This window comes from Bacillus sp. XB1 (assembly GCF_053557995.1).
Map to the genome: position 1 here is coordinate 139616 of NZ_JBNRIL010000003.1, position 26729 is coordinate 166344.

29 protein-coding genes are annotated in these 26729 nt (G+C 36.6%); all 29 read right to left on the reverse strand.

The genetic code is table 11. The annotated features are described in order from the left end of the window. Positions 1–13: 13 nt before the first annotated feature. The 29 genes from pssE to nuoD all read right to left on the reverse strand — a co-directional run bounded on the left by pssE (position 14) and on the right by nuoD (position 26729). On the reverse strand, positions 14–496 hold the full coding sequence (gene pssE / locus ACK1U5_RS21905; protein WP_061139601.1) for a PssE/Cps14G family polysaccharide biosynthesis glycosyltransferase: 483 nt from the start codon (positions 494–496) through the stop codon (positions 14–16). Next, the gene (gene pssD, locus ACK1U5_RS21910) at positions 493–948 is read right to left on the reverse strand and encodes a PssD/Cps14F family polysaccharide biosynthesis glycosyltransferase (protein ID WP_061139600.1); all 456 of its coding nucleotides are present in this window, start codon (positions 946–948) and stop codon (positions 493–495) included. Before pssD ends, pssE begins: the two co-directional genes overlap by 4 nt. Before the next feature lie 88 nt (positions 949–1036). Beyond that, on the reverse strand, positions 1037–2359 hold the full coding sequence (locus ACK1U5_RS21915) for a UDP-glucose dehydrogenase family protein (protein ID WP_061139599.1): 1323 nt from the start codon (positions 2357–2359) through the stop codon (positions 1037–1039). A gap of 110 nt (positions 2360–2469) precedes the next feature. Continuing rightward, the gene (locus tag ACK1U5_RS21920; RefSeq protein WP_061139598.1) at positions 2470–3150 is read right to left on the reverse strand and encodes a sugar transferase; all 681 of its coding nucleotides are present in this window, start codon (positions 3148–3150) and stop codon (positions 2470–2472) included. A gap of 17 nt (positions 3151–3167) precedes the next feature. After that, a complete protein-coding gene (gene bpsC, locus ACK1U5_RS21925) occupies positions 3168–4049 on the reverse strand; it encodes a UTP--glucose-1-phosphate uridylyltransferase BpsC (RefSeq protein WP_061139597.1) in 882 nt (293 codons plus the stop codon). Between the two features lie 246 nt (positions 4050–4295). Next, a complete protein-coding gene (locus tag ACK1U5_RS21930; RefSeq protein WP_061139668.1) occupies positions 4296–5063 on the reverse strand; it encodes a tyrosine-protein phosphatase in 768 nt (255 codons plus the stop codon). Between the two features lie 112 nt (positions 5064–5175). Beyond that, the gene (locus ACK1U5_RS21935; RefSeq protein ID WP_061139596.1) at positions 5176–5877 is read right to left on the reverse strand and encodes a CpsD/CapB family tyrosine-protein kinase; all 702 of its coding nucleotides are present in this window, start codon (positions 5875–5877) and stop codon (positions 5176–5178) included. Then, the gene (locus ACK1U5_RS21940) at positions 5867–6610 is read right to left on the reverse strand and encodes a YveK family protein (RefSeq protein ID WP_061139595.1); all 744 of its coding nucleotides are present in this window, start codon (positions 6608–6610) and stop codon (positions 5867–5869) included. Before ACK1U5_RS21940 ends, ACK1U5_RS21935 begins: the two co-directional genes overlap by 11 nt. A 258-nt stretch (positions 6611–6868) precedes the next feature. Then, positions 6869–7546: a CpsD/CapB family tyrosine-protein kinase gene (locus ACK1U5_RS21945; protein WP_061139594.1), complete on the reverse strand. Its 678-nt coding sequence runs from the start codon at positions 7544–7546 to the stop codon at positions 6869–6871. 345 nt (positions 7547–7891) lie between these two features. Continuing rightward, on the reverse strand, positions 7892–8326 hold the full coding sequence (gene fabZ, locus ACK1U5_RS21950) for a 3-hydroxyacyl-ACP dehydratase FabZ (protein WP_000931959.1): 435 nt from the start codon (positions 8324–8326) through the stop codon (positions 7892–7894). Between the two features lie 427 nt (positions 8327–8753). After that, on the reverse strand, positions 8754–9755 hold the full coding sequence (gene mreB / locus ACK1U5_RS21955; protein WP_000457978.1) for a rod shape-determining protein: 1002 nt from the start codon (positions 9753–9755) through the stop codon (positions 8754–8756). Between the two features lie 160 nt (positions 9756–9915). Beyond that, a complete protein-coding gene (spoIIID, locus tag ACK1U5_RS21960; protein WP_000544012.1) occupies positions 9916–10188 on the reverse strand; it encodes a sporulation transcriptional regulator SpoIIID in 273 nt (90 codons plus the stop codon). 308 nt (positions 10189–10496) lie between these two features. Then, the gene (locus ACK1U5_RS21965) at positions 10497–10631 is read right to left on the reverse strand and encodes a hypothetical protein (RefSeq protein WP_000008901.1); all 135 of its coding nucleotides are present in this window, start codon (positions 10629–10631) and stop codon (positions 10497–10499) included. 141 nt (positions 10632–10772) lie between these two features. Continuing rightward, positions 10773–11678 (reverse strand): M23 family metallopeptidase, encoded by a 906-nt coding sequence (locus ACK1U5_RS21970; protein WP_001214926.1) that lies wholly within the window; start codon positions 11676–11678, stop codon positions 10773–10775. Positions 11679–11840: 162 nt separating this feature from the next. After that, the gene (locus ACK1U5_RS21975; RefSeq protein WP_000144443.1) at positions 11841–12545 is read right to left on the reverse strand and encodes an ABC transporter permease; all 705 of its coding nucleotides are present in this window, start codon (positions 12543–12545) and stop codon (positions 11841–11843) included. Then, the gene (locus ACK1U5_RS21980; RefSeq protein ID WP_000170864.1) at positions 12545–13387 is read right to left on the reverse strand and encodes an ABC transporter ATP-binding protein; all 843 of its coding nucleotides are present in this window, start codon (positions 13385–13387) and stop codon (positions 12545–12547) included. The genes ACK1U5_RS21975 and ACK1U5_RS21980 overlap by 1 nt, the downstream gene beginning before the upstream one ends. Positions 13388–13567: 180 nt before the next feature. Continuing rightward, positions 13568–14575, reverse strand: coding sequence for a LytTR family transcriptional regulator DNA-binding domain-containing protein (locus tag ACK1U5_RS21985; protein WP_069604702.1), 1008 nt, complete (start codon positions 14573–14575; stop codon positions 13568–13570). Positions 14576–14675: 100 nt separating this feature from the next. Further along, on the reverse strand, positions 14676–15695 hold the full coding sequence (gene spoIID, locus ACK1U5_RS21990; RefSeq protein ID WP_000672663.1) for a stage II sporulation protein D: 1020 nt from the start codon (positions 15693–15695) through the stop codon (positions 14676–14678). A 206-nt stretch (positions 15696–15901) separates the two neighbouring features. After that, on the reverse strand, positions 15902–17206 hold the full coding sequence (gene murA / locus ACK1U5_RS21995) for a UDP-N-acetylglucosamine 1-carboxyvinyltransferase (protein WP_000411274.1): 1305 nt from the start codon (positions 17204–17206) through the stop codon (positions 15902–15904). 39 nt (positions 17207–17245) lie between these two features. Beyond that, positions 17246–17950 carry a YwmB family TATA-box binding protein gene (locus tag ACK1U5_RS22000; RefSeq protein WP_000767916.1) on the reverse strand — a complete coding sequence of 235 codons (705 nt, stop codon included), beginning with the start codon at positions 17948–17950 and terminating at the stop codon, positions 17246–17248. Between the two features lie 51 nt (positions 17951–18001). Further along, positions 18002–18238, reverse strand: a complete 237-nt coding sequence (locus ACK1U5_RS22005) for a DUF1146 family protein (RefSeq protein ID WP_000057889.1) — start codon at positions 18236–18238, stop codon at positions 18002–18004. Positions 18239–18440: 202 nt separating this feature from the next. Next, positions 18441–19955: an NADH-quinone oxidoreductase subunit NuoN gene (gene nuoN, locus ACK1U5_RS22010; RefSeq protein ID WP_009327433.1), complete on the reverse strand. Its 1515-nt coding sequence runs from the start codon at positions 19953–19955 to the stop codon at positions 18441–18443. A gap of 7 nt (positions 19956–19962) precedes the next feature. Beyond that, positions 19963–21465: an NADH-quinone oxidoreductase subunit M gene (locus ACK1U5_RS22015; protein ID WP_069604703.1), complete on the reverse strand. Its 1503-nt coding sequence runs from the start codon at positions 21463–21465 to the stop codon at positions 19963–19965. Beyond that, positions 21462–23324, reverse strand: a complete 1863-nt coding sequence (gene nuoL / locus ACK1U5_RS22020) for an NADH-quinone oxidoreductase subunit L (protein ID WP_000568224.1) — start codon at positions 23322–23324, stop codon at positions 21462–21464. Before nuoL ends, ACK1U5_RS22015 begins: the two co-directional genes overlap by 4 nt. Positions 23325–23354: 30 nt before the next feature. Continuing rightward, positions 23355–23669: an NADH-quinone oxidoreductase subunit NuoK gene (nuoK, locus tag ACK1U5_RS22025; protein WP_000100079.1), complete on the reverse strand. Its 315-nt coding sequence runs from the start codon at positions 23667–23669 to the stop codon at positions 23355–23357. Then, positions 23662–24186, reverse strand: coding sequence for an NADH-quinone oxidoreductase subunit J (locus ACK1U5_RS22030; protein WP_001012814.1), 525 nt, complete (start codon positions 24184–24186; stop codon positions 23662–23664). The genes nuoK and ACK1U5_RS22030 overlap by 8 nt, the downstream gene beginning before the upstream one ends. Further along, entirely contained in the window at positions 24183–24602 is a 420-nt protein-coding gene (gene nuoI / locus ACK1U5_RS22035; RefSeq protein WP_000677191.1) for an NADH-quinone oxidoreductase subunit NuoI, read from the reverse strand. Before nuoI ends, ACK1U5_RS22030 begins: the two co-directional genes overlap by 4 nt. Positions 24603–24627: 25 nt before the next feature. Beyond that, complete coding sequence (gene nuoH / locus ACK1U5_RS22040; RefSeq protein ID WP_000573426.1) at positions 24628–25629, reverse strand: NADH-quinone oxidoreductase subunit NuoH; 1002 nt, start codon at positions 25627–25629, stop codon at positions 24628–24630. Continuing rightward, complete coding sequence (gene nuoD / locus ACK1U5_RS22045; protein WP_069604704.1) at positions 25629–26729, reverse strand: NADH-quinone oxidoreductase subunit NuoD; 1101 nt, start codon at positions 26727–26729, stop codon at positions 25629–25631. Before nuoD ends, nuoH begins: the two co-directional genes overlap by 1 nt.

The following is a 26729-nucleotide window of genomic DNA, read 5'->3' on the forward strand; positions in this document are numbered from 1 at the left end:
TATTAGCTATATTTTAATTTCCTATTAAAAAATCCTCTAATATACCTATAATATTCTCAGTATTAGACTCATATTTTCTGAATTCCATATTCTTTACGGATTTTAATGCACTCTCGATTTCAGAAACATCAGAAATTCCATATATTAAATTAGAATCTTTAAACTGCTCTATTATTTCAAATTGATGATTGTCTACATGTTCGCCATGTTCCATCATTCTAGGAATACCAATAACCTTTTTTTCTTTCTTTACTCCATTAATAATAGATCCTGTTCCCCCATGGGTAACAATTATTTCACTTTTATCTATTAAATTCAGAAATTCTTCCTTATTTAAGAACTTTTGATAAGAATAATGACACGGTTCATATGTTGAATAGCCAATTTGAGCAAATACTTCCTCAGAATTCAATTTCTTTTCTTCAATTAAACGGTCAATTTCTTTTAACAGTCTATCAAATTGAAATTTTTGGGAACCTACTGTTATAAAAATCAATATATTCCCCCCCCATACTTGGCGTTAGGATAAAACTTTTTCATATCTTCCCATTGCACTAAAAATAAATCTGCATGCTTATACAATAATTTCCCAGTAATAGTTGGTGAAGTTATTTTAGAGAAAGATTCAATGAATATTAATTTCTTTCTAAATACCTTAGCTAACAGGCACATTGGCACTGTTGCCAATGCACCTGTTGAAATAACAACATCCGGTTTTTCTTTTAATAAAATTATTAAAGTTTGTACAAATAAGATTATTAATTTAAAAAAGAAAGTAAGCTCTCTTCTATTAATTTGAACTACATCATAATGCTTGATATCTTTTGAGTTAAATTGATAACTTGTTTTTTCTGTCAAAATAAAACTCTCATTCTTTTTCATCATTGGATACAGCATCATTAATTGTTCTAAATGCCCTCCTGATGAAGCTGCGAAACATATTTTCAAAGCGCTCCCTCTTTCACTCGATTTCCTTGAAAAATTAGTAAGATGGCTTATTTGCTATTTTCGATTCTCCTACTTTTTATAACTTAAATCAAACACATACATGTTTTTTATCAACCAATACTCTTCCTATAGAACGATATCTTATATCACTATTTTGAGCATCTTCTATTGAGAAACAATTTCTACCATCATATATATTTACTTCTTTCATTTCATTTTTGAATATTTCTAGCGACATTGATTTTATTTCATCCCACTCTGTTAGGATAAATACAATATCAGTATCTTTAATAGCCTCAATGACTTCGCTCACATATTCTACTGTACCTGGTAAAACCCTCTTTGCATTATCCATTGCAATTGGATCATAGGCCTTTACATGAGCCCCCATTTTTATTAATTCTGGAACAATAACTAAAGATGCTGCCTCACGAATATCATCCGTATTTGGTTTGAAAGCCAATCCTAATATACCTACCTTTTTCCCATCCAAAGTACCAAAATCCTTTACTGCTTGGTCAAGTAGTCTACGTTGTTGTTTATTATTAAACTCAATTACTGCACTCAATAAACTGAAGTCATATTCTACATTTTCTGCAATTTTCTTAAGAGCCTTTGTATCTTTAGGGAAACAAGAACCACCGTATCCAATACCTGCTTTTAAAAATTGGTTACCCACACGACTATCTAGCCCCATTCCTACTGCTACTTTCTCAACATCTGCACCTACTTTTTCACATACGTTAGCAATTTCATTAATAAAGCTAATTTTTGTGGCTAAAAATGCATTGGATGCATATTTAATCATTTCTGCACTACAGATATCAGTCTCATAGATAGGAATGCCAAATGGTTCATTAACTTTGCGAATTATTGCCGATGCCTTTTCACAATCTGCTCCAATTACAATACGATCACCATTAAATATATCGTATACAGCTGAACCTTCACGAAGAAATTCTGGATTTGATACAACTTCAGCCTCAATATTAGATGGTAGGATTTCCTTTAGCTTATTCTTAATATGATGATTAGTCCCTACTGGTACTGTGCTCTTCGTTACTACAATAATATTCTTCTTAATATTTCGAGCAATTTGTTTAATAACCTGATTTACATATGTTAAATTTGCTGTTCCATCCTCATTTTCTGGAGTTCCTACTGCTATATAAATAACCTCTACTTCTTCAAATGCCATAGAATGGTCTGTAGTAAACTTTAAACGCCCTGCATCAATATTTTTTAACATTAAAGTGTCTAACCCTGGCTCATAGATGGGTGATTTTCCACTTCTCATTTGCTCTACTTTTTTCTCATTAGTATCTATACAAATAACATTGTGGCCAATCTCAGATAAACCCACACCTGTAACTAGCCCTACATAACCAGTTCCTACTACTGCTATATTCATATTAGTACATCTCCCTTGCAATCATTCTATTTCGAAAACAATTTAGAGCATACGCCATAAACTTTTCAAATAAACCCTATTTTGAATTACAAAAATATAAAAGAATGCTATCAAAAAGCATTCTTAGATCCAAATAACACCAGCACGGTCTTTAATATTAATTTAATATCTAACCCTAAACTACGATTTTTAATATATGTTAAATCTAATTCAACCATCTCTTTAAAACCGACACTATTTCTGTCCGTAACTTGCCAGAGTCCAGTACACCCAGGTGTTACTAATAACCTCTGTTTATCATAAGAAGTATATTCTTTTACTTCTCTTGGTAATGGGGGCCTAGGGCCTACTAAACTCATATCACCTTTTAGTACATTTAATAATTGTGGCAACTCATCTATACTCGTTTTACGAATAAATTTACCAATCTTCGTCACACGAGGATCATCTTTCATTTTAAACATTGCGCCCGAAACTTCATTATGCTGTAATAAATCTTTTAGTCGATCTTCTGCATCTGTTACCATTGAACGAAATTTGTACATCCCAAACTCCTTTTCGCTCTTTCCGATACGAACTTGCTTAAACAGAATAGGACCTCTTGGGTCTTCCAGTTTAATAAGCAATGCCACAATAAGAAAAATAGGTGAAAGGAGAATAAGACCAAACAAAGAAGCTAATATATCTATAAACCTTTTGATAAATAAATAAGTCCCATTCTGGTTGATTTCTTCAGCAACAAGCATTCTTTGTTCTTTTACAGTTCCACTTGATACTTTAATTAAGGCCAATGCCTTTTCACCTCACTTTAAATATGTACATTTTCTTTTTTTACAAGTTCATTCATATAACTCATTAATTCTTCTCTTAGGGATTCATGCTGAAGTGCCATCTCAATTGTCGTCTTAATAAATCCAAACTTCTCCCCAACATCATAACGAATCCCTTCAAAATCATAAGCAAATACACGCTGAATTTCATTTAAACGTTGAATCGCATCTGTTAATTGAATCTCACCGCCTGCACCTGTTTGTTGATTCTCAAGGAACATAAAGATTTCTGGTGTTAATACGTAACGACCCATAATGGCTAAATTGGATGGTGCTGTTCCTTGCGCTGGCTTCTCTACAAATTGACGTACTTGATAACGACGTTCATTTTGTTCAACTGGATCAATAATACCGTAACGATGTGTTTCATTTTCCGGAACCGTTTGTACACCAATAACGGATGATTGTGTTGCTTCATATTGATCCATTAATTGACGTAAACATGGTGTATTCGCTTGTACAATATCATCACCAAGTAATACTGCAAATGGCTCATTTCCAATAAATTTACGAGCACACCATACTGCATGTCCTAAACCTTTTGGTTCTTTTTGTCTTATGTAATGAATGTTAATTTTAGAAGAAGCTTGGACTTTCTCAAGCACCTCATACTTTCCTTTTTCTAAAAGGTTTTGCTCTAACTCAAAAGAATGATCAAAGTGATCTTCAATGGCACGTTTACCTTTTCCAGTAACAATAATAATATCTTCAATTCCTGATTCTATTGCTTCTTCCACTATGTATTGAATTGTCGGTTTATCGACGATTGGCAACATTTCTTTCGGCATCGCTTTTGTTGCTGGTAAAAATCTTGTCCCAAGACCAGCTGCTGGAATAATTGCTTTCCTTACTTTTTTCAAATCTAGTACCCCCAAAAATAAATTATTATATTTATATGTAACAATAACAAAAACCCTACCTATAAAGTCATAGTTATTACTACATAGGTAGAGTTTCTGTTACAAATAATTATGGGCATCTAACCCATCCTCACGTCATACTCCCGACGACAAGCGTCTAAGGTAGGTTCGAAATAAAAATTTCTACCCACAGCATGACCGAGTGCCCCCGTTGATAACGGTTAGGAGACATCACCAATTCTTTATTTAAAAAATACCGAACAATTTTTTACGACGAATTTGTTCTGGATCTTCTTTGTAAATTGCTTTCCCACTAATTAATAAGTACGGATTTTCTTTTAAATCACTCATAACATTCATTCCGAATTCTTTCTCAATTAGTTCATAACTTTCTGCTAAATGAAATCCTCTCGATGTCGTGTTGTGCGCATCTGATGCAATCATATGTGTTAAGTTATATTCCACAAGCTGTAGTGAGAATTTTTTAATTTTTTTACCAAAATTCCCTAGCAAACTCCCTGCTGTTACTTGCGTCAGTGCACCTTTATTAACAAGGTTATATAACTTATCTGGCCGCTCGATTAACTCGGCATTACGTTCTGGGTGAACAATAATTGGAATCATTCCCTTTACACGTAATTCGTATAATAATTGTTCGGCATAACGAGGTACGTGATTCGATGGAAATTCAATGAATATGTATTTATTTGTTTCATTTAGAGTAACGATTTTACCAGCTTCATAGTCTTCTAATAAATCGCCATATAACCTGACCTCTTGCCCAGGTAAAATAGTAAGCGGGATATTATGTTGTTGTAGTTCATCATTTAGTTGTTTTACGTGATGAATAATTGAGGTACGTTCATTTACATATTTTCCATTTTGATGATGCGGCGTTGCGACAATTGTATGTATTCCTTCTGACACGGCTTGTTGTGCCATCGCTAAACTATCTGTTACTGTCTGTGCACCGTCATCGATACCAGGTAAAATGTGACAATGTAAATCTATCATTTGTTTCATCCTCCCTCTCTCCTATAAAGATCTTTTTTCCCTTGAATATGAGAGATTTCTCATGTTCAAGGGAAAAAAGGAGATATGTTTCAACCATATCTCACTCTTTTAATTAGTTTACACCGTAATAATAATGTAAGCCTTCTTCACGTTCACGGTCGTTCAGAACAACACCTAACAATTTACCTTTTGCAGACTCCAATAATCCTTTTGCTTTTACTGCTGTTTCTTTCTCTGTTGATTCACTACGAACAACAAGAACAGAAGCATCACATACATTTGCCATAATTTGCGCATCGGTTACAGCTAAAATTGGTGGCATATCAAAAATAACTAGATCGTACATGCTGTATGCTTGTCCAAGAAGTTCTTTCATTGATTTTGAACCTAATAATTCTGCTGGATTTGGTGGGATTGGACCACATGCCAAAAAGTTCAGATTTTCTACAGATGTCGTTTGTACGCAGTTCTCTAAACGTTCACTATGTGTTAATACGTTCGTTAATCCGAAAATGTTATCTACTTGGAACATTTGATGCATTGCTGGTTTACGCATATCTGCATCAATTAATAATACTTTTTTTCCTTGTTGAGCAAACACAACTGCCATATTCGCTGTCGTTGTCGTTTTTCCTTCACTTGGGTTCGCAGATGTTACCATTAATGAATGTAAATTCGTATCAACAGCCGCAAACTCAATATTCGTTCGAATATTACGATATTGTTCTGAAATTGGTGATTTCGGTTGTTGATGAGCAATTAATTGACGACGTTGACGATGATTCTTTTTCTTTTTAAATAAATTAAGAGCCAATTGTTTGTCCCCTCACTTTTCTTGATGATGGAGCGTGTGATTTCACGTTCATTGTTTCTTCATCCATACGAGCTACAATACCTAACACTGGCAAGCCAAGTAAGTTCTCTACATCTTCTTCCTTTTTCACTGTGTTATCTAAGTATTCTAGTAAGAATGCAAGTCCAACTGAAGCTATTAAACCAACAATGAAAGCAATTACTACATTTAACATTGGGCGTGGTTTAATTGGCGATAATTCTTCTGATAACTCTGCCTTAGAAAGTACCGTAACATTATCCACACTCATAATCTTCGCAACTTCACCTTTAAACACTTCTGCAGTTGTGTTAGCAATGTCACGAGCTAATTTCGGATTTTTGTCTTGCGCAGTTACCGCTACGACTTGTGAATCTTTTTCATTAGCCACTTCGATTTTTTTGTTCAATTCTTGTGTTGTTATGTTTAAACCTAATTTTTCTTTCACTTGGTCCAAAATAACAGGGCTTTTTATAATAACCTTATATGTATTTGTTAATTGAATATTTGTTTGTACTTCATTGTACTGAATTGCTGTACCCTCTTGTTTCTTTTGGTTAACAAGAATTTGCGTCGAAGATTGATAGATTGGTGTCATAAAGAAAAAGCTAACGATAGCACTTACAATAGCTGCACCAAAGGCGATTACGAGGATCATTGCTAAACGTTTTTTTAAGATATGAAATAACTCTTTTAGACTAATTGTTTCTTCCATAGGTTCCTCCAACTTTCTAAAATTTACACATAGGAAAAATTATAACATATAAATCTTACATTTTTTATTTTTAATAATTCAGTTCTATATTTGTTCACAAGAAACAAGTTTAATCTTACAAAATAATCTTAAATATGACAACACATTCCAATCATTTCCCAAAATTTTTATTTTATCACGTTTTTATAATGTATAACTTGATAAATAATTATCAGAAAACAAAAAAGCCAACAAAATTTTTGTTGGCTTTTTCATATTTTAGTAATAACCATATTGTTCTTTTTCTTCTCTTTTATCGTTCAAAATAACACCTAGTAGTTTTCCTGATGCTTTATCTAATATTTGTTTCGCTTTTACGATTTTATCTTTTTCTGTCTTTTCACTTCGTACAACGAGTACGATTCCATCACATTTATTCGCAAGTATTTGTGCATCTGTAACCGCAAGGACAGGTGGTGTATCTATTAATATAATATCAAACATGTTATATGCTTCTAGCAACGCCTCGTCCATTGCCCGGCTCCCTAATAGTTCTGCTGGGTTTGGCGGGATTGGACCTGCTGCCATTAAGTATACGTTCTCTATATCTGTTTTTTGAATGCATTGCATAAGTTTTGCTTGTCCTGATAATAAGTTTGTTAATCCATTTGAACTATGAATAGCAAATAAGTTTTGTATCGTCGGCTTCCGCAAGTCAGCTCCAATTAATAAAACTTTCTTTCCTTGTTGTCCGAAAACAACTGCTAAGTTTGAGATTGTCGTTGTTTTCCCATCACCTGGATCGGCTGAAGTAACAATAATAGAACGAACATGATTATCTACAGATGTAAACTCAATGTTTGTACGAATGTTACGGTATTGTTCTGTAATACGCGATTTAGGCTCTTTATGTGTAATTAATTGTCGTAATGGTTTTCTTTTCTTTCTCCCGAACATATTCATAATCTCCTTTTGTGAAATGCGACATTTCCCTTTTCTCTCTCTTATGCTCGATTTCATACGTCTAATTAATATTCTTGCTGATTTCCCTACATTTCATCATAATCAATAACATTCTACTTTGTCTTATTTAAGTACCTTAACAATATGACAATGCCCTTATTTCTTTATTACCTTTATCACTTATCCTGTTTTCTAGATAAACAATAAAGTAAGTATATGGTAATTACCATCTATTTACAAGTAATTTTCTGATTAGTTTGTATATTATCGTTTCATCGTTATATAGCAGAAATTAAAAAAATCTCCTTGTCTTTTTACAAGGAGATTTTTTAGTACTATCTATTCTTTTTTATCACCAATCGCAAATGTAATTTCTGCCTCACATGCAACTTCACCATCTACTGTTGCGATTGCTTTTCCTTTTCCAATCGGGCCGCGTACGCGTGTCATTTCTACTTCTAGACGAAGCTGATCACCTGGGCGTACTTGTTTTTTGAAACGGCAATTGTCGATACCTGCAAAGAAAGCAAGTCTTCCGCGGTTTTCTTCTTTCTTTAATACTGCAACTGCTCCGACTTGTGCTAATGCTTCTACAATAAGTACACCAGGCATAACTGCATAGTCAGGGAAGTGTCCGTTAAAGAATTCTTCGTTTGCGGATACATTTTTAATCCCAACCGCTCTTTTTCCTTCATCTACTTCTAATATTTTATCAACAAGTAAAAATGGATAGCGGTGAGGAATGATTTCTTTAATTTGTTCTATATTTAGCATGTAACAATCGCCCCTTTTGTAATATTGGTCTTACCACTTGGACATATTGCTATTATCCCATTTTGTTTATTGTTTGTCATTACAAAGTAACATTTTATATTTAGCACAACTTCCTAAAAAAAATGCACACACTCTATTCCATTAAAATAGTTGCACATTTTTGCAACTGACACGGAGGTGGAAAAGAGTGTATGCCCAAATTAGGGAAAGGCAATATGTATTGAAACATTATTTGCCTTAATGTCGTATTCGACTCATTATATTATAAACGTTTTCAATTAAGGAAATATTAAATTTAACCATATATATGAATATTTTACCTGTTTCCTTCATATTTCTCTATTTTCCTTCCATTTTCGCAAAAAAACAAAATAAAAAAATATAAAAACGAAAAAAGAACTAAGGCATTAGCCTTAGTTCTTTCAAATTATCTCAAAGCACGCTTTGGTAATCTGTCGATATTCTCTAACATAATACCTGTACCAACCGCAACGCAGTGCATTGGGTTTTCAGCAATTAATACTGGTACTTTTAGTTCTTCTGCTAGAAGCATGTCGATACCGTGTAGTAAAGCTCCGCCACCTGTTAGAATAACACCGCGGTCGATGATATCTGCAGATAATTCTGGTGGTGTGCGCTCTAATACACCTTTTGCAGCTTGTACAATAACAGCTGCATTTTCTTTTAATGCTTCTGTAATTTCTTCAGAGCATACTGTAATTGTACGTGGTAAGCCTGTTACCATGTCACGTCCGCGAATTTCAAGTTCTTCGCTACGTGCACCTGGGAATACTGTACCAACTTTAATTTTAATATCTTCTGAAGTACGTTCTCCAATTAATAGCTTATACTTACGTTTAATATAGTTTAAGATCTCCATATCAAACTTATCGCCAGCCATTTTGATAGAGGAAGAGGTAACAATATCACCCATAGATAGTACAGCAATATCTGTTGTACCTCCACCAATATCAACAACCATGTTACCGCTTGGTTGGAAGATTTCCATACCAGCACCAACTGCGGCTACTTTTGGTTCTTCTTCTAAAAATACTGTTTTACCACCTGAACGTTCAGCAGCTTCACGAATTGCTTTTTGTTCTACTGATGTAATATTTGTTGGACAACAAATTAAAATACGAGGTTTTGAAAAGAAGCTCTTTACGTCCAATTTGTTAATGAAATACTTTAACATTGCTTCTGTAATTTCGAAGTCTGCGATTACACCATCTTTAAGTGGACGAATTGCTACAATATTACCAGGCGTACGTCCCACCATACTTCTCGCTTCTTCACCTACTGCTAATACTTTACCACTATTACGATCAATTGCCACAACAGATGGCTCATTTAATACAATACCCTTACCTTTAACATGAATTAATACGTTAGCCGTACCTAGGTCAATTCCGATATCTCGCGCAAACATTCCCGTTTTTTCCTCCTCGATATTCAAAATCAGGTTACACCCGAATTCTTTTCACCTAATTTCTGATTTTATCATAAATTTAACAGAAACGTAATATTCGCAAAAAGAATTCTTCTGAAAAATATTACCGAATGTGAACGGAATGTTTGCTACTGTAACATTATTGACGTACAGGCTTCTCTACATCTTCTTTTCTATACTTTTGTTTTGTTGCTTCTCCACCTCTTAAATGACGAATAGACTTATGATAATCAAGAATTTCTTTCACTTCATTTGCGAGCTCTGGATTAATTTCTGGTAGACGTTCTGTTAAATCTTTATGGACTGTACTCTTTGATACCCCAAATTCCTTTGCAATGACACGCACTGTCTTTCTTGTCTCCACGATATACTTACCAATCTTGATAGTTCTCTCTTTGATGTAATCGTGCACACCACTCGCCTCCCTAATTTGGATGTGAGAAGGGTGAAATGAGCCTCGCTGCATACGACTAAGAAGTAAGTGTGAGTGCTGTTTGTAAGCGTTAAACATTCTTGGATTTATAATGAAATGATTCACGATTTCTCACCTCAAACACTCTCTTTGCTTTGGTTTATACCATTGTATTGCCCGCACTACTGATATATGCTACATGTTCACTATTTTTGCGGACTAAGTTAAGAAAAATTACATTTTTTTGTGAGAAATACGTTAACAGTGACTATTTTGGCGAAAAAAAATGACACCTTATATATAAGGCGTCATTCTTCTCTTTCAAACTCTTCTTCTAATAATTGATGGTGGGGAACCTCTTTCTTACCGGCAATATAATAATATAAAGTGAATAAAACAAACAATAAAATAATAGCAGTCGACAGAACAAACAAAAATGACACAGTATCCCCTCCCTTTTGTAATATATATTCGAGAATCTCGTCATTTTTCCTTGTTATTGCAACTTTTTTCTCGAAATTGAGTATTTTTATATAAAAATAAAAAAATCAGCTCCCCTAGTGGGAACTGATTTTTTCACTTTCTTATTCTTGTGAAGAAGAATCGTTAGATGATTCTGTAGAACCATTTGTTGATTTTTCTTCTTTCTTCGGTTCTTCTTTTTTGTCACTAGTTGAACCGCTTGTTGATTTCTCTTCTTTTTGAGACTTGTCTTCTGTTTTACTTTCTGGTTTCGTGCTCGTTGACTTCTCTTCTTTTTGAGATTTGTCATCAGCTTTTTTACCAGAAGCATTCGTAGCCTTTGCAGCACCTGCATCAGCTTTAATTTCTGTTACTGATTTATTTAAGTAACGTTCAGGGTTCACAGCCACATTGTCTTTACGTACTTCAAAGTGAACGTGAGAACCTGCCTCTTTATTCATTGCACTTAGACCGGATGTTCCTAATACTTCACCTTGTGCAACTCTTGCACCTTTTTCTACTTTCACACTGCCTAAGCTTTGATAAGATACCGCTACACCATTTCCACTATCAACTGTTACAACATAACCAAGAAGTGAATCTTTTTCAGCTTTCGTTACTGTACCACTTAAAGCAGCAGCAACATTGAATTCTTTTCCATTCTTCGCAGCAATGTCAATTCCTTTGTTCGGGGAATATGTGTTGTTATAAAAGACAAGTGCTTTTTCTTGTTCCGCCTCAGTTGCTGCATCTTCATAGAATTTCTTCTGTACGACTACTTCCGCATTCGCGGCAGCTGGCATTTTCACTACTTCTGAAGATTTTGTTACTGGTACTGCTGGATCTTCCGATTGTGTATACGGTGTTGCTTGATCGTGGTTTGGAGTCTTCTTCGGATTAGCTCCTTGGAACCATAGCGCAACCATTAAGATTACCGCTGCACAAGCAATGTATAGTGCCGGAAACACCCATCTTTTTTGAAATAAATGTACTACCTTTTGCGACTTTTTATTATTTCTTCCTCGCATTCCATCATCACCTCAGCAATCATTTTGAACAATATTCACGTATCCTATACAACGTATAACTAATTACTTTTCGACAAAATCTGTAAAAATATGTATGAGAATTGCAAAATTTCCGAGGAAATGATAGAAAAAAGAAAAAACTGAGCACTTTTGGCTCAGTTTTTAATCTAATTGTTTCTTTTTATATACGATTAAACATACAAAGAGCGATATAATAAGCCAAACTGCAACATTTAATACATGCCCACTAATACTACCAAATCCCGTCCCACCTACTAAACTGTTAAGTGCTTTCACAATATGAGATGTTGGAAGATATCCAATCATCGTCTTAATTACTTTATTTTCAACCATTGGCTCAAACTGTACAGCCAAATACATCGTCATTAATATCGGCATTCCAATTATTGATGTTTGTGGTACAGATGCAGCTAACAATCCAATCATTGTTCCAATCACAATAAATAAAATTGTTCCACATAAGAAAATAAATCCTAGCAATAATAGATTTCCACTGAATTGATCCAAAATAAATAAGTTCACAATACAAATGCCCAATGTCAAACATGCTGTTAATATACTTTTTCCAAGTAGAACTTCAACCGAAGATGCCGGTGATAGCATTAATACACGCAATGTATGTTTTTCTTTTTCTTCTGCAATTACCATAGATTGAACAAAGCCTGCGACAAATAGGAAGGCCGTTATAGTAGTAATGCCTAACATTTCCTTTCCCGCTCCAAATCTGCTAAACAAAAATGAAAGTATAATTGGTAAAAATGCCATTAACAACACTTGTGAATTTGTCTTAAAATCTTGTACTTCTTTTCTAAAAATAGCTGATACACGTCTCATTGAAAATGTCATTATAATCCCCTCCCAGTAACTTCAATAAAAATATCGCCTAAAGTTGGTTCGTGTGAATGAATGGATAGTAATTCTCCTTTGTTCATCCATTCTGAAATACGTTTTGCACCTAATTCATCTTTTTGTACCGTTTCTTTCTTCTTATCCTTTAACACGACTTGTATTTGATCTTTCGCGTATTGTAAGCGAAGGTTCTCCGGTGTATCAAGTGCTACAATCTCTCCGCCACACAGGAAGGCAATGCGGTTACAAAGCGTTTCTGCTTCGTCCATGTTGTGAGTCGTTAAGAAAATCGTCGTTCCTTCTTTATTTAAGTCTTTTAAGATTTTATGAATATTTTGTACGTTTACTGGATCAAGTGCAGATGTTGGTTCGTCTAAGAAGAGGATATCTGGTTTATGAAGGATTGCTCTTGCTAGTGTGACGCGTTGCTTCATTCCCTTTGATAATTTTTTTACTGGTGTTTTTTTATCATCTAATAAATTCACTTGTGCTAGTACTTCATCGATTCGTTCTTTTTTGCAATCATATAAGTCACAAAATAATAGTAAGTTATCATAAATGCTAAGTCTTTCATATAAGCCGCTGTTATCTGTTAAAATACCAATTCGTTTGTAATCGATGCTACTTGGTCCTGTAATATCTTTCCCTAATACTCTTACCGTTCCAACACTATGAAGCAATTGAGAAGTTAAAATTTTTACTGTTGTCGTCTTACCAGATCCACTCGGTCCAAGGAATCCGAATATCTCTCCTTGCTTCACCTCAATATTTACATTTCGAAGTGCCGTTTTTCCACTGAAACTTTTCATTACATCTTTCATTTCAATTGCCAATGTCATTTCTTCATCCCCTTTGTTTTTCTTCTTTATAGATGAAAGCCGCTTTAGCGCTTTTCGTTCGTTTGTTTCGCTTTTCTTGACTCAATCATATGAAAAACAAAGGGTAGGCGCATTAAAATACCGGTAAAAGGAGTATTTTTACCGGTGAATGAATCGCATGTTGAGCTTATTGGAGCACTTTTATAGTCCAATAACACCTTTTAATTCATCCATTCGTCCTTTTGAAAGCGGGATTGAACTTTTTCTTTCGTCGTCTAAAATTAAGCTAAAACTGTTACGAGTCCAAGTAATCACTTCTCGCACTCTTTGTAAATTCACAAGGTACGAGCGATGACATCTAAAGAAACCAAAACCTGTTAATCTCGCTTCTAGTTCACTTAATGTTAATGCACATACGAAATCGCCTTCACGAACGTGAATATGCGTTACTCCGTTTTGCGTTTCAATGAAATGGATTTCCATCGGATCAAGTAAAATGATTTTATCGTTCACTTTCGCAGGTATTCTTTCTAACTTCATTTGCGGAATCATTTGAATGACTTTTTCTTCACTGACTTCTTCCACTTCCTCTTGTTCAATTTCTACTTTTTTCACACCATCGTTGTTTAATATGTATACATCCTCTGTTAACGAAAGGGCATCCGATAGGAAAGATGACGTAATAAAGATTGCCTTTCCTTGCTCTTTCATTTTCATAATTGCTTTTCGAATAATAATCGTACTCTCTATATCTACATTTTGCTCTGGCTCTTCCAAAATGACTAAATCTGGATGATGAATCATAATTCGTCCTATATGAAGACGGCGCTTCTCTGAAAATGACAATTTTTCTATTTTAACGTTTAGTTTATCTAGGAGACCAACATACTGTACGACTTCTTCTATACTTACCTTTGATTCATAAAGTCCTAATAGAAACTTAAAGTATTCCTTCACCTTCAAACGATCATATGCTTCATCTTTCAAAAAACAAAAACCGATGCGAGAATAATTTTTCTTTCCAATTGCTTCCCCTTCAAACAGTACGTTGCCAGTTGAAGCTTCTTCTTCACCAATAATAATGCGGTGTAACACTTTAGCTGTATGATTATTGCATTGCAAAACAATACATTGTCCTTTTTCAACCTTTAGCTCAATTTCCGGTAACTGGTTCGTCTTCCCTAACTGTTTCAACTCTAGTAACGCCATTTCATCTCCCCCAAATGCCTTTTTATCCTATTATATCAAACAGTTAATGGAAAATTATGATATTTTAAACAGAAAAAAATAGGTGCCAGAGTTCTGACACCTATTTCTTCACCATCAGTTTTCCTTCATAATCATTCATCGTCTTTATTTCAACGCCTTTATAGTAATGAGCGACGATATCTGTATATTTCTTTCCTTCCGCTGCCATGCCGTTCGCCCCGTATTGACTCATACCAACGCCGTGACCGAAGCCTTTCGTTGTAACGATGATTTTATCACCTTGTTGTTTCCACGTGAAATCAGAAGAACGTAAATCTAACTTTTCACGAACTTCTTTTCCTGTTAATGTTTTTCCTTGAAAAGCTACATCCTTTACGCGCTTTCCTTCCGTAAGGTCTTTAATATTTCCAACCTTCCCGTCTGCTAGCACTTTCACACCGAGACGTTTTTGAAAATCAGCTACTGTAAATGTTTGCTCGCTCGTAAACTTTGGAGAGGCTTGATCCCACGGACTATCTACACTTTTCAAGTACGGATAATCATTTCCCCAATAGTCAGCTGCATTTTCTGTTCGGCCATTACTCGTTGAAAAGAAGGATGCTGAAATCGGTTTTCCATCATACGTTAAAACTTGTCCTGCTGTTTTCGAAACGGCTTCTTCGATTTTCTTCAAATTATTTTCGTAGTTATTGCCCCATTGCTTCTTCAATTCATCTTTGCTTTTGTACACTTGATCTTTCACCGTATCTGTCACGTCCGCATTATTTTTCTTTCCTCCGCTTAGCATACGTTGTACTACAAATGTTCTCGCTGCTAATGCCTGCGCCTTTAGTGCCTCTATTTCAAAACTGGCATTCATCTCAGAAGCTACTACACCTGTCACATACTCCTCCACTGGTAATGTTTCTACCTTCTTCTGTTTTTCGCGATATACAGCAACTTGAACAGCTGTATCTACTTTTCCTGGAGCTGGTATACTTTCTATCGCTGGAGGAGTTTTAGAGGCCGTTTCTTCCCCTACTTTTGCTTTCGCAAATGGAATAACAAGGGCTGCAGGTACAATGATAACGAGCGCTATTAAGAGCGCTACTGTAATAAAAAGTGGCTTTGAAAATTTCATCCTATTTTCCCCCAATATAAAAGCTTTACTCCATTCATTCTTATGGAACAACTCTTTCTTTTAGAACATACTTAAGGGGAAGAGTATAAAACAGAAATTTTCTAAATATTTTTACTGGTACGTGCATAAGTACAGAATTTATTGACTATAACAGTAATAACCCAAAAAAATAGCCCCTATGTCAAAAGACATAGAGACTATTTCAATTAAGCGTGAAGATCAGAAACTTCTTGTTCTTTCACTTCTTCTACTTTTTCGTTTACACGTTCAATAGTTGCACCTAATGCAGCTAATTTCTTATGGAAGTTTACATAGCCACGGTCAAGATGTTTTAACTCAGTTACACGAGTATAACCTTCTGATACTAAACCAGCTAAGATTAATGCAGCTGCAGCACGTAAGTCAGTTGCTGCTACTTCAGCACCTTGTAAGCTGTTTGGACCGTTCATAATAACAGAACGACCTTCAATTTTAATATCAGCATTCATACGACGGAATTCTTCAACGTGCATAAAGCGGTTTTCGAATACCGTTTCTGTAATCATGCTTGTTCCATCAGCTTGTAGTAATAATGCCATCATTTGTGATTGCATGTCTGTTGGGAAACCTGGGTGAGGCATAGTTTTAATATCAACCGCTTTTAACTTATCTGGGCCGATAACACGTACACCTTCGTTTTCCTCAATAATTTTAACACCCATTTCTTCCATTTTCGCTGTAATTGAGCGTAAATGTTCAGGTACAGCATTTTCAATTAAGATGTCTCCACCAGTAATTGCTGCTGCAACCATGAATGTTCCCGCTTCAATACGGTCAGGAATAATAGAGTGGTTTGCACCATATAATTTATCAACGCCTTCGATACGAATCGTTCCAGTTCCAGCTCCGCGTACTTTTGCTCCCATCGCATTTAAGAAGTTAGCTAAGTCAACGATTTCTGGTTCTTTCGCTGCGTTTTCAAGAATTGTTGTCCCTTTTGCTAATGTAGCTGCAGACATAATGTTTTCTGTCGCGCCTACGCTTGGGAAGTCTAAGTAGATTTTAGCTCCTTTTAGTTCTCCCTCAACATATGCCTCAACAAAACCGTTACCAACCTGTACTTTTGCTCCCATTGCTTCGAAGCCTTTTAAATGTTGGTCAATTGGACGTGAACCAATTGCACATCCACCAGGAAGTGCAATACGAGCACGACCGTTACGTGCTAATAATGGTCCCATTACTTGAACAGATGCACGCATTTTACGTACATATTCAAATGGTGCTTCAATGTTTAGTTCTTTAGAAGAATCGATTGTTACTTGATTATTTTCAAATACGACTTCAGCATTTAAATGACGTAATACCTCATTAATTGTGTATACATCAGACAAAACTGGTACTTCAGATAGTACATTCTTTCCATCACTCGCTAATAGGGCTGCAGCGATTATAGGTAATACAGCATTTTTTGCGCCCTCAACACGCACTGTGCCGTTTAACCGCTTTCCGCCACGGACGATGATCTTTTCCAAATTATTCCCCTCCGTGTCCTTTTTTCAGTATCTATTCACTCAATACTCAGAAGTTATGATCGGTGTGCCAACCACAATTGTATCTTTGTTGTCTGTAGAACGTATTGCTATTTGCACATTTATTTTCTCTCTATTTGTTGAAAGAGCGTCATCCCACTTTTTATTGTATGCGGAGACTGACACAAATGCTCTTTCTTCTACTTGTTCGATCGCTCTTGCTGAAAGATCTTTCAAAACCTGATTGGTTTTATTTTGCAAAACACCTTCAATCTTATCATTCAGTACACCTTGAACACAAGTGTAAATTATAGGTTTTTCACTAAAAATTTTATTCATGTTTTGAACATACTTCGGGTCCCATTTCGCCCCACTTACTTCAAAGATAATGAAAGTGTTTTCTTTAGTATTTTCTTTACTCCAAGTTACTACTACTCGTTCTTCATAAGAAGAAAGCTTTTTATAGGATGTAGCTTTATATCCATCTGGAGATTGCTCTACTTCCCACTTTTGAATATTTGCCTTTTCCTTCACATCGTTTAACAACTTTTGAAACGTATGTATGTTAGAAATTGTTTTTGTTTCTCTCGCTAACCATGACCATTTTTCTACTTTAGCATCATTTTTCTCTAAAGCCTTGATCATGCTCTCCATTTTCTGTTCATCGCTTATCGGTTTCATCTCTCTATATCCAACCAAAAATAAAACAACACTAAGTGCAACAATAAGAATGGCTTTAAGCTTCAATTTCATCCCCTCCTATCCCCATTGTTAACGGAGATTTGAGGTTCTATACACTTACTTTACTAAATACGTTAAACTCTTCGAATAGCCTAAATAATCAAGGAAAAAGTTACTTACAGATGTCCCAATTGCAATTGTAATTAAGATGAGTAATACTCGCGTCTGCAGCACTTTTCCGGACTTCATTAAACGCTCAATGTGAATGCCTTGTAAGGCCCACCACGTAATGGTAATAAACAATAAATGCGAAACAATGGCAATCAGTGCTTGTTGCCCTAAAAGTTGTGCCAAAAAATCGACCCCTTTTTACTCAGCTACTACTTATGAAAGAATATAAAAACGATACCATAATAAGTAGGAGCTACACTTTTTCAAATGCACATAGACATCTTACATTTTACATCGTGATTTTCTTTCCAAAAACGTATATCTACATTACAAGTTAACACAAAATAAAAAGCGCAGAGTACTGACTCCACACCTTTTATTTTCACTATTGTACCACGTTCCCTAAGAAGAAGAAATCTTTCATTAATGGAAAATATTCATAAAAGAAATTGTACCCAATCATCGGCATAATCCCTAGTATTACAATCGAAATTGCACAAAGACTCATAACAACCTTTATATTTAACGGTAACCGTATCCTCTCTTCTGTCTCTCCTGTGCGGAAAAACATTTGTTGTAAAATACGGAAATAATATACGAATGAAACAACTGTCGTACCCATCATAATCGAAGCTAGTACGTAATGTGCTGGCTCTACATGAAGCGCGCCTAAAAAGATGTTAATCTTTCCAATGAAGCCAGCCGTTCCTGGTATCCCAGCCAGCGATAAAATAAAGATTGTCATCATAATCGCTGCAAATGGTGACCTTTTATATAAACCTGTGAAAATCGTTATATTTTCCTCATCATTTTGTAAGATTAAGCCGTGGATGATAGCAAATGCACCTATATTCATAAGCATGTATGCCAGCATATAAAACCACATGCTATCCATCGTAAATGGTGATAATGCCACAAGTGGAACGAGTAAATACCCTGCATGAGCAATGCCCGAATAAGCAAATAAACGCTTTATATTGTATTGTTTTAACGCGACTACATTCCCAACAATCATCGTAATACTTGCTAGCACCGCAATATATATACTCATATGCCCATATAAAGATTGCATATCTCCTTGTATTAATACACTTGCAAAAACCATAAGGAACAAACGAATAATGAGCAGGAACCCAGCAATTTTAGAAATCGTTCCAAGAAAAGCAGTAACTGGTGTAGCCGCTCCTTCATACACATCAGGTGCCCACATATGAAACGGCACTGTGGCAATTTTAAATGAGAGACCGACTAGCAATAAAAGAAATGCGAGAGCTAACAATAACTGAATACCACTAGCGAGCTCCCCAGTGAGTACCTTTTGCATATCTATAATGTTAGTTGAACCTGTAATACCGTATAAATAACTCATTCCGAAGAGCGTAATCGCTGTTCCAATTCCTCCGCTAATGACGTATTTCATTGCCGCTTCATTTGATGCACGGCTCTTTTTTCGTATTCCTACTAAAATATAGGAAGAAAGTGAAAGTAACTCCAAACCAACGAAAAGGGTAATGAAATCAACACTAGAAGCCATGAACATCGCACCAAGAAGTGCCATTAAAAATAAGTAATAATATTCACCCTTATCTTCAATTGGATTCTTCTTATCATCGCTCATTGCGGTGCATAAAATGAGAGCTGAGGCACCTAATAGCAATGTTTTAAACCCTTTTGAAAATCCATCTAACACAAACGATCCGTTTAAAATATCTCCAGCTGGTTCGCTATATAGCGTAATTAATGACACGATTGCTAATACGATAGCAGCAATCGCACCAAGAGCTACATATCTATGATTCAGCTTAAAAAACAAATCACATATGGAAAGGAGGATGGCGGCGCCGAGAATAATAAATTCTGGCACCATTAGATGCCACGATAAGCTAAGTAACGTATTCATATCCATCCTACTTCACCCCCAATGTTTTCAATGTATTTTGAAGCGGATCCCCTAGTACCTCTGGCATAACTCCAATTGCAATAATACAAAAGATAAGTAGTAAAACAGGGACATACTCCCATCCGTGTATATCAGATTTTTCTTCCCACTCTTTCTTTCCAAATGTCACTTGAAGTGTCGCCCTTAATACGTATACAGCGGTTAAAATGATGCCAATCACACCGACTGCAGCAATGACGGGCTCTCCTTGAAATAAACCGAGAAAGGCAAGAAATTCACTAACAAACCCAGACATCCCTGGTAATCCAAGCGATGCCATTCCTCCTGCTAAAAAGAATCCGCTAAGTATCGGTACACTTTTCGCAAGTCCGCCTAGCACCGTAATGTCCGAAGTTCCAAATCGTTGTTCTATAACACCCAGTAGGAAGAAGAGCAAGGCTGCAATTAAACCATGTGATACAACTTGGAATAACGCTCCTTGTGTACCAGGTGCATTAAGTGACGCAAGTCCCATTAACACAATTCCCATATGCGAAATACTAGAGTAAGCCAGTACTTTCCTAAAGTCCGTTTGGATGAGCGCTAAAAAGGCACCGTATAATAAATTAATTACGCCTAATATCGCAATTAGCGTTGCAACATCGTGAAAATATTCCGGGAATAGCCCTTTCCCGAAGCGAATAATACCGTACGCTCCAATCTTTAGCAAAACACCCGCATGAAGCATAACTACAGCTGGATGCGCTTCTATGTGTACATTGACCATCCAGCGGTGCAACGGAAAAACAGGTAGTTTAATTGCAAAAGCAATCATTATGGCAATAAATACACTAAGCTGCAAACTACTTGGGATGACGAGTGCTCCCTCTGCACTTACGCTTCTTAATATCTCTTTCAGCTCCACAATATTTGTTGTACCTGTTTTCGCGAACAAAATTGAGAAAACAATGAGCAAAATAGCTGAGCCAATACCGTTATATATTAAATAACTATACGCAGCCTTTTCACTCGACAATTTTCCCCACTTTCCAATTAATAAGAACATTGGTGGCAACGTAATTTCAAAGAAGATAAAAAACAACATTAAGTTTTGAGCAGCAAAGACGCCGAGCATTCCTATTTCTAGCATAAGTAACAGCATATAAAATGCTTTTAAATTTCTTTTAATAGAAAAGGCTGCAATTGCTGCAAGCGTTGCTAGAAGAGCCGTCAGTACCATCATGACAAGCGACAAACCATCAATACCAAGCTCGTAATAAATAGAAAACCACCTTTTATCCACCGCTGTAAAATCGCCGAACTTAATCCATTTCACCTTTTCATCAAATAGTGACAAATTCTTTCCAGAAGCATATGTACAAGCGAGGACGATAGCAATTCCAAATGGAAGTGCCGTCCCAAATAAGCCAAGCGCCCGCACTGTACGCAATTCCTTTTTCGGTGTTAATACAAGCAATAAAATTCCTAAAAGCGGGGAAAAAATGAAGAACGTTAACAACAAATCATTCATCGTAAATCCCCTCCCGTATAGAGCAAAATAATGACGAGTACAGCGAGCGAAACCGCCGTTACAGTACCGTACACTTGTACATTCCCGTTTTGAAGTTTCGATCCAAGATTACTTGTGCCTTTAACTACACTTCCAATTAAAACTGCAATTCCTTCGACTACATACACTTCAAATAAGCGAAGCACATGAGCGATTCCTTTCGTAATAGGGATCACCGTCATGTTGTATAGTTCATCCACATAATATTTTTCTTTCAAAAGATTATAAAGAGATGTTTCCGTACCCCCAGCCCAATCTCTAGAAATTGATTTCTTGCCATATATGAAATATGCAAGAGCGATTCCCGCAAATGAAACGAGTGTCGCAACAATCATAATCCAAACTGGTCCATGCGCTTCTTCAACCTTAAACCCTACATCTTTCGTCAACCAATCTCCGAGAAACGTCCCAAACCACGGTGTATTTATATATCCTGCCACTACCGCAAGAACGCCGAGAACAATCATTGGATACGTCATAACGCGAGGCGATTCATGCACTTCTTCCTTCGTCTTCGTTTCTCCAGTAAAGACAAGAAAGTATAGGCGGAACATATAAAATGCTGTTAAAAACGCCGCAATTACCGCTAAAGTAAATAAAACGTAATTGCCATTCATCCACGTCGCCGCTAAAATTTCATCTTTGCTGAAAAAACCGGAAAGCAGCGGAACACCGCTAATGGCAAGGGTACCTATTAAAAATAGCGTACCAGTTACTTTCATCTTCTTCTGTAAACCGCCCATTTTATTAATGTTTTGCGTATGCACAGCATGAATTACACTTCCTGCTGCCAAAAATAGTAGTGCTTTAAAAAAAGCGTGTGTCGTTAAATGGAATATACCAGCTACATAACCGGCAGAACCTAACGCGAGCATCATGTACCCGAGCTGGCTAACTGTAGAATAAGCAAGCACCCTCTTTATATCTGTTTGCACAAGACCGATAGAGGCCGCAAAGATTGCAGTGAAAGCTCCAACGATTGCCACTGTCTGCATCGCCACTGTACTTGCTGAAAACAGAGGAAACATCGTCGCTACTAAATATACGCCAGCTGCGACCATCGTCGCCGCGTGAATAAGTGCCGAAACGGGCGTTGGCCCCTCCATTGCATCTGGCAACCACGTATGAAGCGGGAACTGACCTGATTTTCCCATCGCCCCGATAAAAATTAATATCGCTGTTATTGTAATCATGTAAGGAGGTAGATCCCCTGTATAAATCGCCCTAAATATTGCGTCATATTCAAAACTACCTGCGTACCAAAAAATTAAAATCATCCCGATAAATAAACCAACATCCCCAATACGGGTCATAATAAAAGCCTTTTTTGCAGCAGCCTTCGCTTCTTCTTTAAAGAAATAAAAACCGATAAGTAAAAATGAACCAAGGCCAACTAATTCCCAAAATATATAAAGCTGTAATAAATTCGTTGATATAACAAGCCCTAACATCGCAAATGTAAAGAGTCCTAAATATGCGTAAAAGGTTGGTAATCGTTCATCACCTTTCATATAACCTTTCGAATACACATGTACAAGTAGACTCACAAGCGTCACGATAAATAACATTAAAGCTCCTAATGCAGTCACTTCAAAGCCGAATGATATATCCACATCTCCAGCTCTAAGCCACACCCACTTATGCTTCACGCTTGCTTCTGAAAACCTTTCTATTAACACAAGTACCGCAAGTATAAAGGAGAGAAAGACGAAAAAAATACTAAGTACGCTGCTTCCTTCTCTAATTTTCTTCCCGAATATAATAAGTAACAAAAACGAAACGAGTGGGAAAAGCGGTATGAGCCATGCATAATCGATCATTGTTTCCTTCCCCCTTTTTCGGTCACAATGCTATCCTTTAAGCGTATCCATTTCATCCACCTGAACTGTTGTACGATTACGATATAAAGCAATTAAAATAGCGAGTCCTACCGCCGCTTCCGCTGCCGCTACAGCCATCGTAAACAGTGAGAAAATTTGACCTGTTAAATTCGGAAATAAGCCTAATTTACTAAACGCCACTAAGTTTAAATTGGCAGCATTCAGCATTAATTCGATACAAACTAATACGATTACTGTATTCCGCTTTGTTAAAGCTCCAAATAGACCGATGCAAAACAAAATAATCGCAAGTGTTAAATATGCAGAAGCTGGAACGCTACTCATTGGAATCCTCCTCTTTCTCATCCTTTTTCGCAAGTACAATCGCGCCAACGAGTGCTACAAGTAAAATAACTGAAGTTAGTTCAAATGGGATAATATATTTTGAATAGAGAAGCGTACCGATTTGAAGTGTGTTGTTTTCATGGAGAGGTAAACTTCCTTGTGTGCTTTCATTTGCAAAATCAACATTATTAACAGCGAAATACATAACCGCTCCAAATGCTACAACTGCAAAGAAGATAATCCATTTTCGAAGAGTAAGACGCGATTCATTTTCCGCGTTATGTTTCGTTAACATAATGCCGAAAATCATAATAATTGTGATTGCACCAGAGTAAAGTAAAATTTGTGCAACGCCTATAAATTCAGCTGATAAAAGAAAATACAAACCTGCAATGCTGAGAAATGTCAGAACGAGAGCTAGCATCATGTGCATAACTTTCGTTAAGTTCAACATAAGAACACCACCGATAATTGCAGACAAGGATAGTATAAAGAATGCTACAAACTCGCCATTCATGCCTTGTTCTCCTTCCTGACGTTTTCGTCGTTTTCGTCAAGCCACTGCAAATTTTTAAATAAGTCATCACGTGAATATTCCGCGAGTTCAAAGTTATTTGTCATGACAATTGCCTCTGTCGGACAAACTTCTGTACATAAATCACAAAGAATACAAATTTCAAAATTAATATCATACGTGTCGATAATTTTTCCTTTTTTCGTAGGATCCGGATGTTTCTTTCCTGTTAACTGAATACAGTCTGTCGGACAAATGTTAGAGCACTGATTACAAACAATACATTTCTCCGGATAAAATTTTTGAATTCCACGAAAACGGTCTGGCAACGGCAACGGTTGATTTGGATAATCATACGTTACCTTCTTCTTGCTCAAATTACTTAATGTATATTTTAATCCTTTAAATAGTCCTTTCATCTCTTACTGGCACCCCCCTCATAGATTAGAAGAATAACTCCTTAATCAATGCCGTTAAGAAAATATTTGCAAGTGCAATCGGCAATAATACTTTCCAACCAAACTCCATTAACTGGTCACCTCTTATACGCGGGAACGTAACGCGGAACCAAATTAATAGAAAGACTACACTGCTAAATTTCAAAGCAAACCATACGGCACCTGGGATAAATCCAAGAAACATGACTGGATTCCATCCGCCTAAAAAGAGCACTGTAATTAACGATGCCATCCCGAAGAAATATACGTACTCTGAAAGCATGAAAAACGCCCAGCGAAAACCTGAGTATTCCGTATGATATCCAGAAACAAGTTCTGACTCCGCTTCTGGCAAATCGAATGGCGTTCTATTTAACTCTGCAACTGCTGCGATTAAGAAAACGACGAAGCCAATTGGCTGTACGAAAATGTACCAAACCTTCTCCTGCGCCGCTACAATCTCATTTAAATTCAGACTACCAGCTAGCAAAACGATACCAATTACACTCATTACGAGCGGAATCTCATAAGAAATCATTTGCGCCGCCGCACGCATTCCTCCTAAAAGGGAATATTTATTATTCGATGCCCATCCCCCAGTTACAACACCTATCGTCGTAATACCGGAAACAGCAATATAATAAAGTAGCCCAACTCCAATATCTGCAAATTGAAATTTATCAGTGAACGGGATAACTGCAAGCACCATAAATGCTGGCGCAAATGCAATGACAGGCGCTAATATAAACAGCGGTTTATCTGCTGCTTTTGGAATACTATCTTCTTTCAATAATAGTTTTAAAACATCAGCTACCGTTTGCAGTAAACCGAATCGGCCTCCAACCTGGTTTGGTCCAATCCGCCCTTGCATAAACCCCATCACTTTCCGTTCTGCCAAAATTCCATATGTAACGAAGCCAAGGACTGCAAATAGTAGAAGTACCGCTAATCCGAAAAAAATGAAGAAATTCGTCCAGCTTGAAGGTGATTGTAAGAGCGTTTCAATCATCAGCCATCAACCTCCCCAAGTACAATATCAACTCCACCTAAAATCGTAATTAAATTGGCGATGTTTTCACCTTTCAATAACTTCGGTAAAATTTGCAAATTGTAAAAAGACGGCCTACGAAACTTCAAGCGGTACGGCTCTTTCTTTCCGTCACTAGCAATATAGCAACCAATCTCTCCGCGCGGCGATTCGATACGTACAAATGCTTCTCCCTTAGGTGCCTTAATAATTTTCGGTACTTTTGCCAGCACAGCTCCATCTTTCGGGAACTGCTGAACCGCTTGCTCAACAATCTTTAAAGACTCCTCGATTTCTTGCATTCGGCAAACGTAGCGATCCCAAGCATCTCCCACGCTTCCAACAGGAATATCAAAATCAAAACGATCATAAATCGAATACAGCTCATCTTTGCGAAGATCCCAGTTTACTCCAGTGCACCGCAAATTTGCTCCGCTTAAAGAATACGAAATCGCTTCTTCCGCGCTATATATACCAACGCCTTTCACACGATTTAAGAAAATCTCATTACCGCTAACAAGATCATGATAACCTGCCAGTTGCTCTCTCATATACGGAACAAACTCTTCCACCTTTTCAATCCAACCATCTGGCGCATCCCACTTCACACCACCAACTCTCATATAGTTAAAAGTAAGCCGTGCCCCGCATAATTCATTTAATAAATTTATAATCATCTCTCGTTCACGAAACGCGTACAAAAACGGGCTAACCGCTCCTATATCAAGAAGATTCGTCCCCCACCAAACGAGATGGCTCGCAATTCTTCCTAGCTCCATCGCAAGTACTCGCAAGTATTCGGCACGCTCTGGAATTTCAAGCCCCATCATCGTCTCTACAGCATGGCAAATGACGTAATTATTCGTCATAGCTGATAAATAGTCCATTCGATCTGTATAAGGGATAATTTGCGTATACTGTAAGCTCTCAGCGATCTTTTCCGTCCCGCGATGTAAATACCCAATAACAGGTGTAGCTTCTTTAATAATTTCCCCGTCAATCTTAATTACGAGCCTGAACACACCATGTGTACTCGGATGCTGAGGTCCTACATTCAAAAGCATCTCTTCCGTGCGGATCAT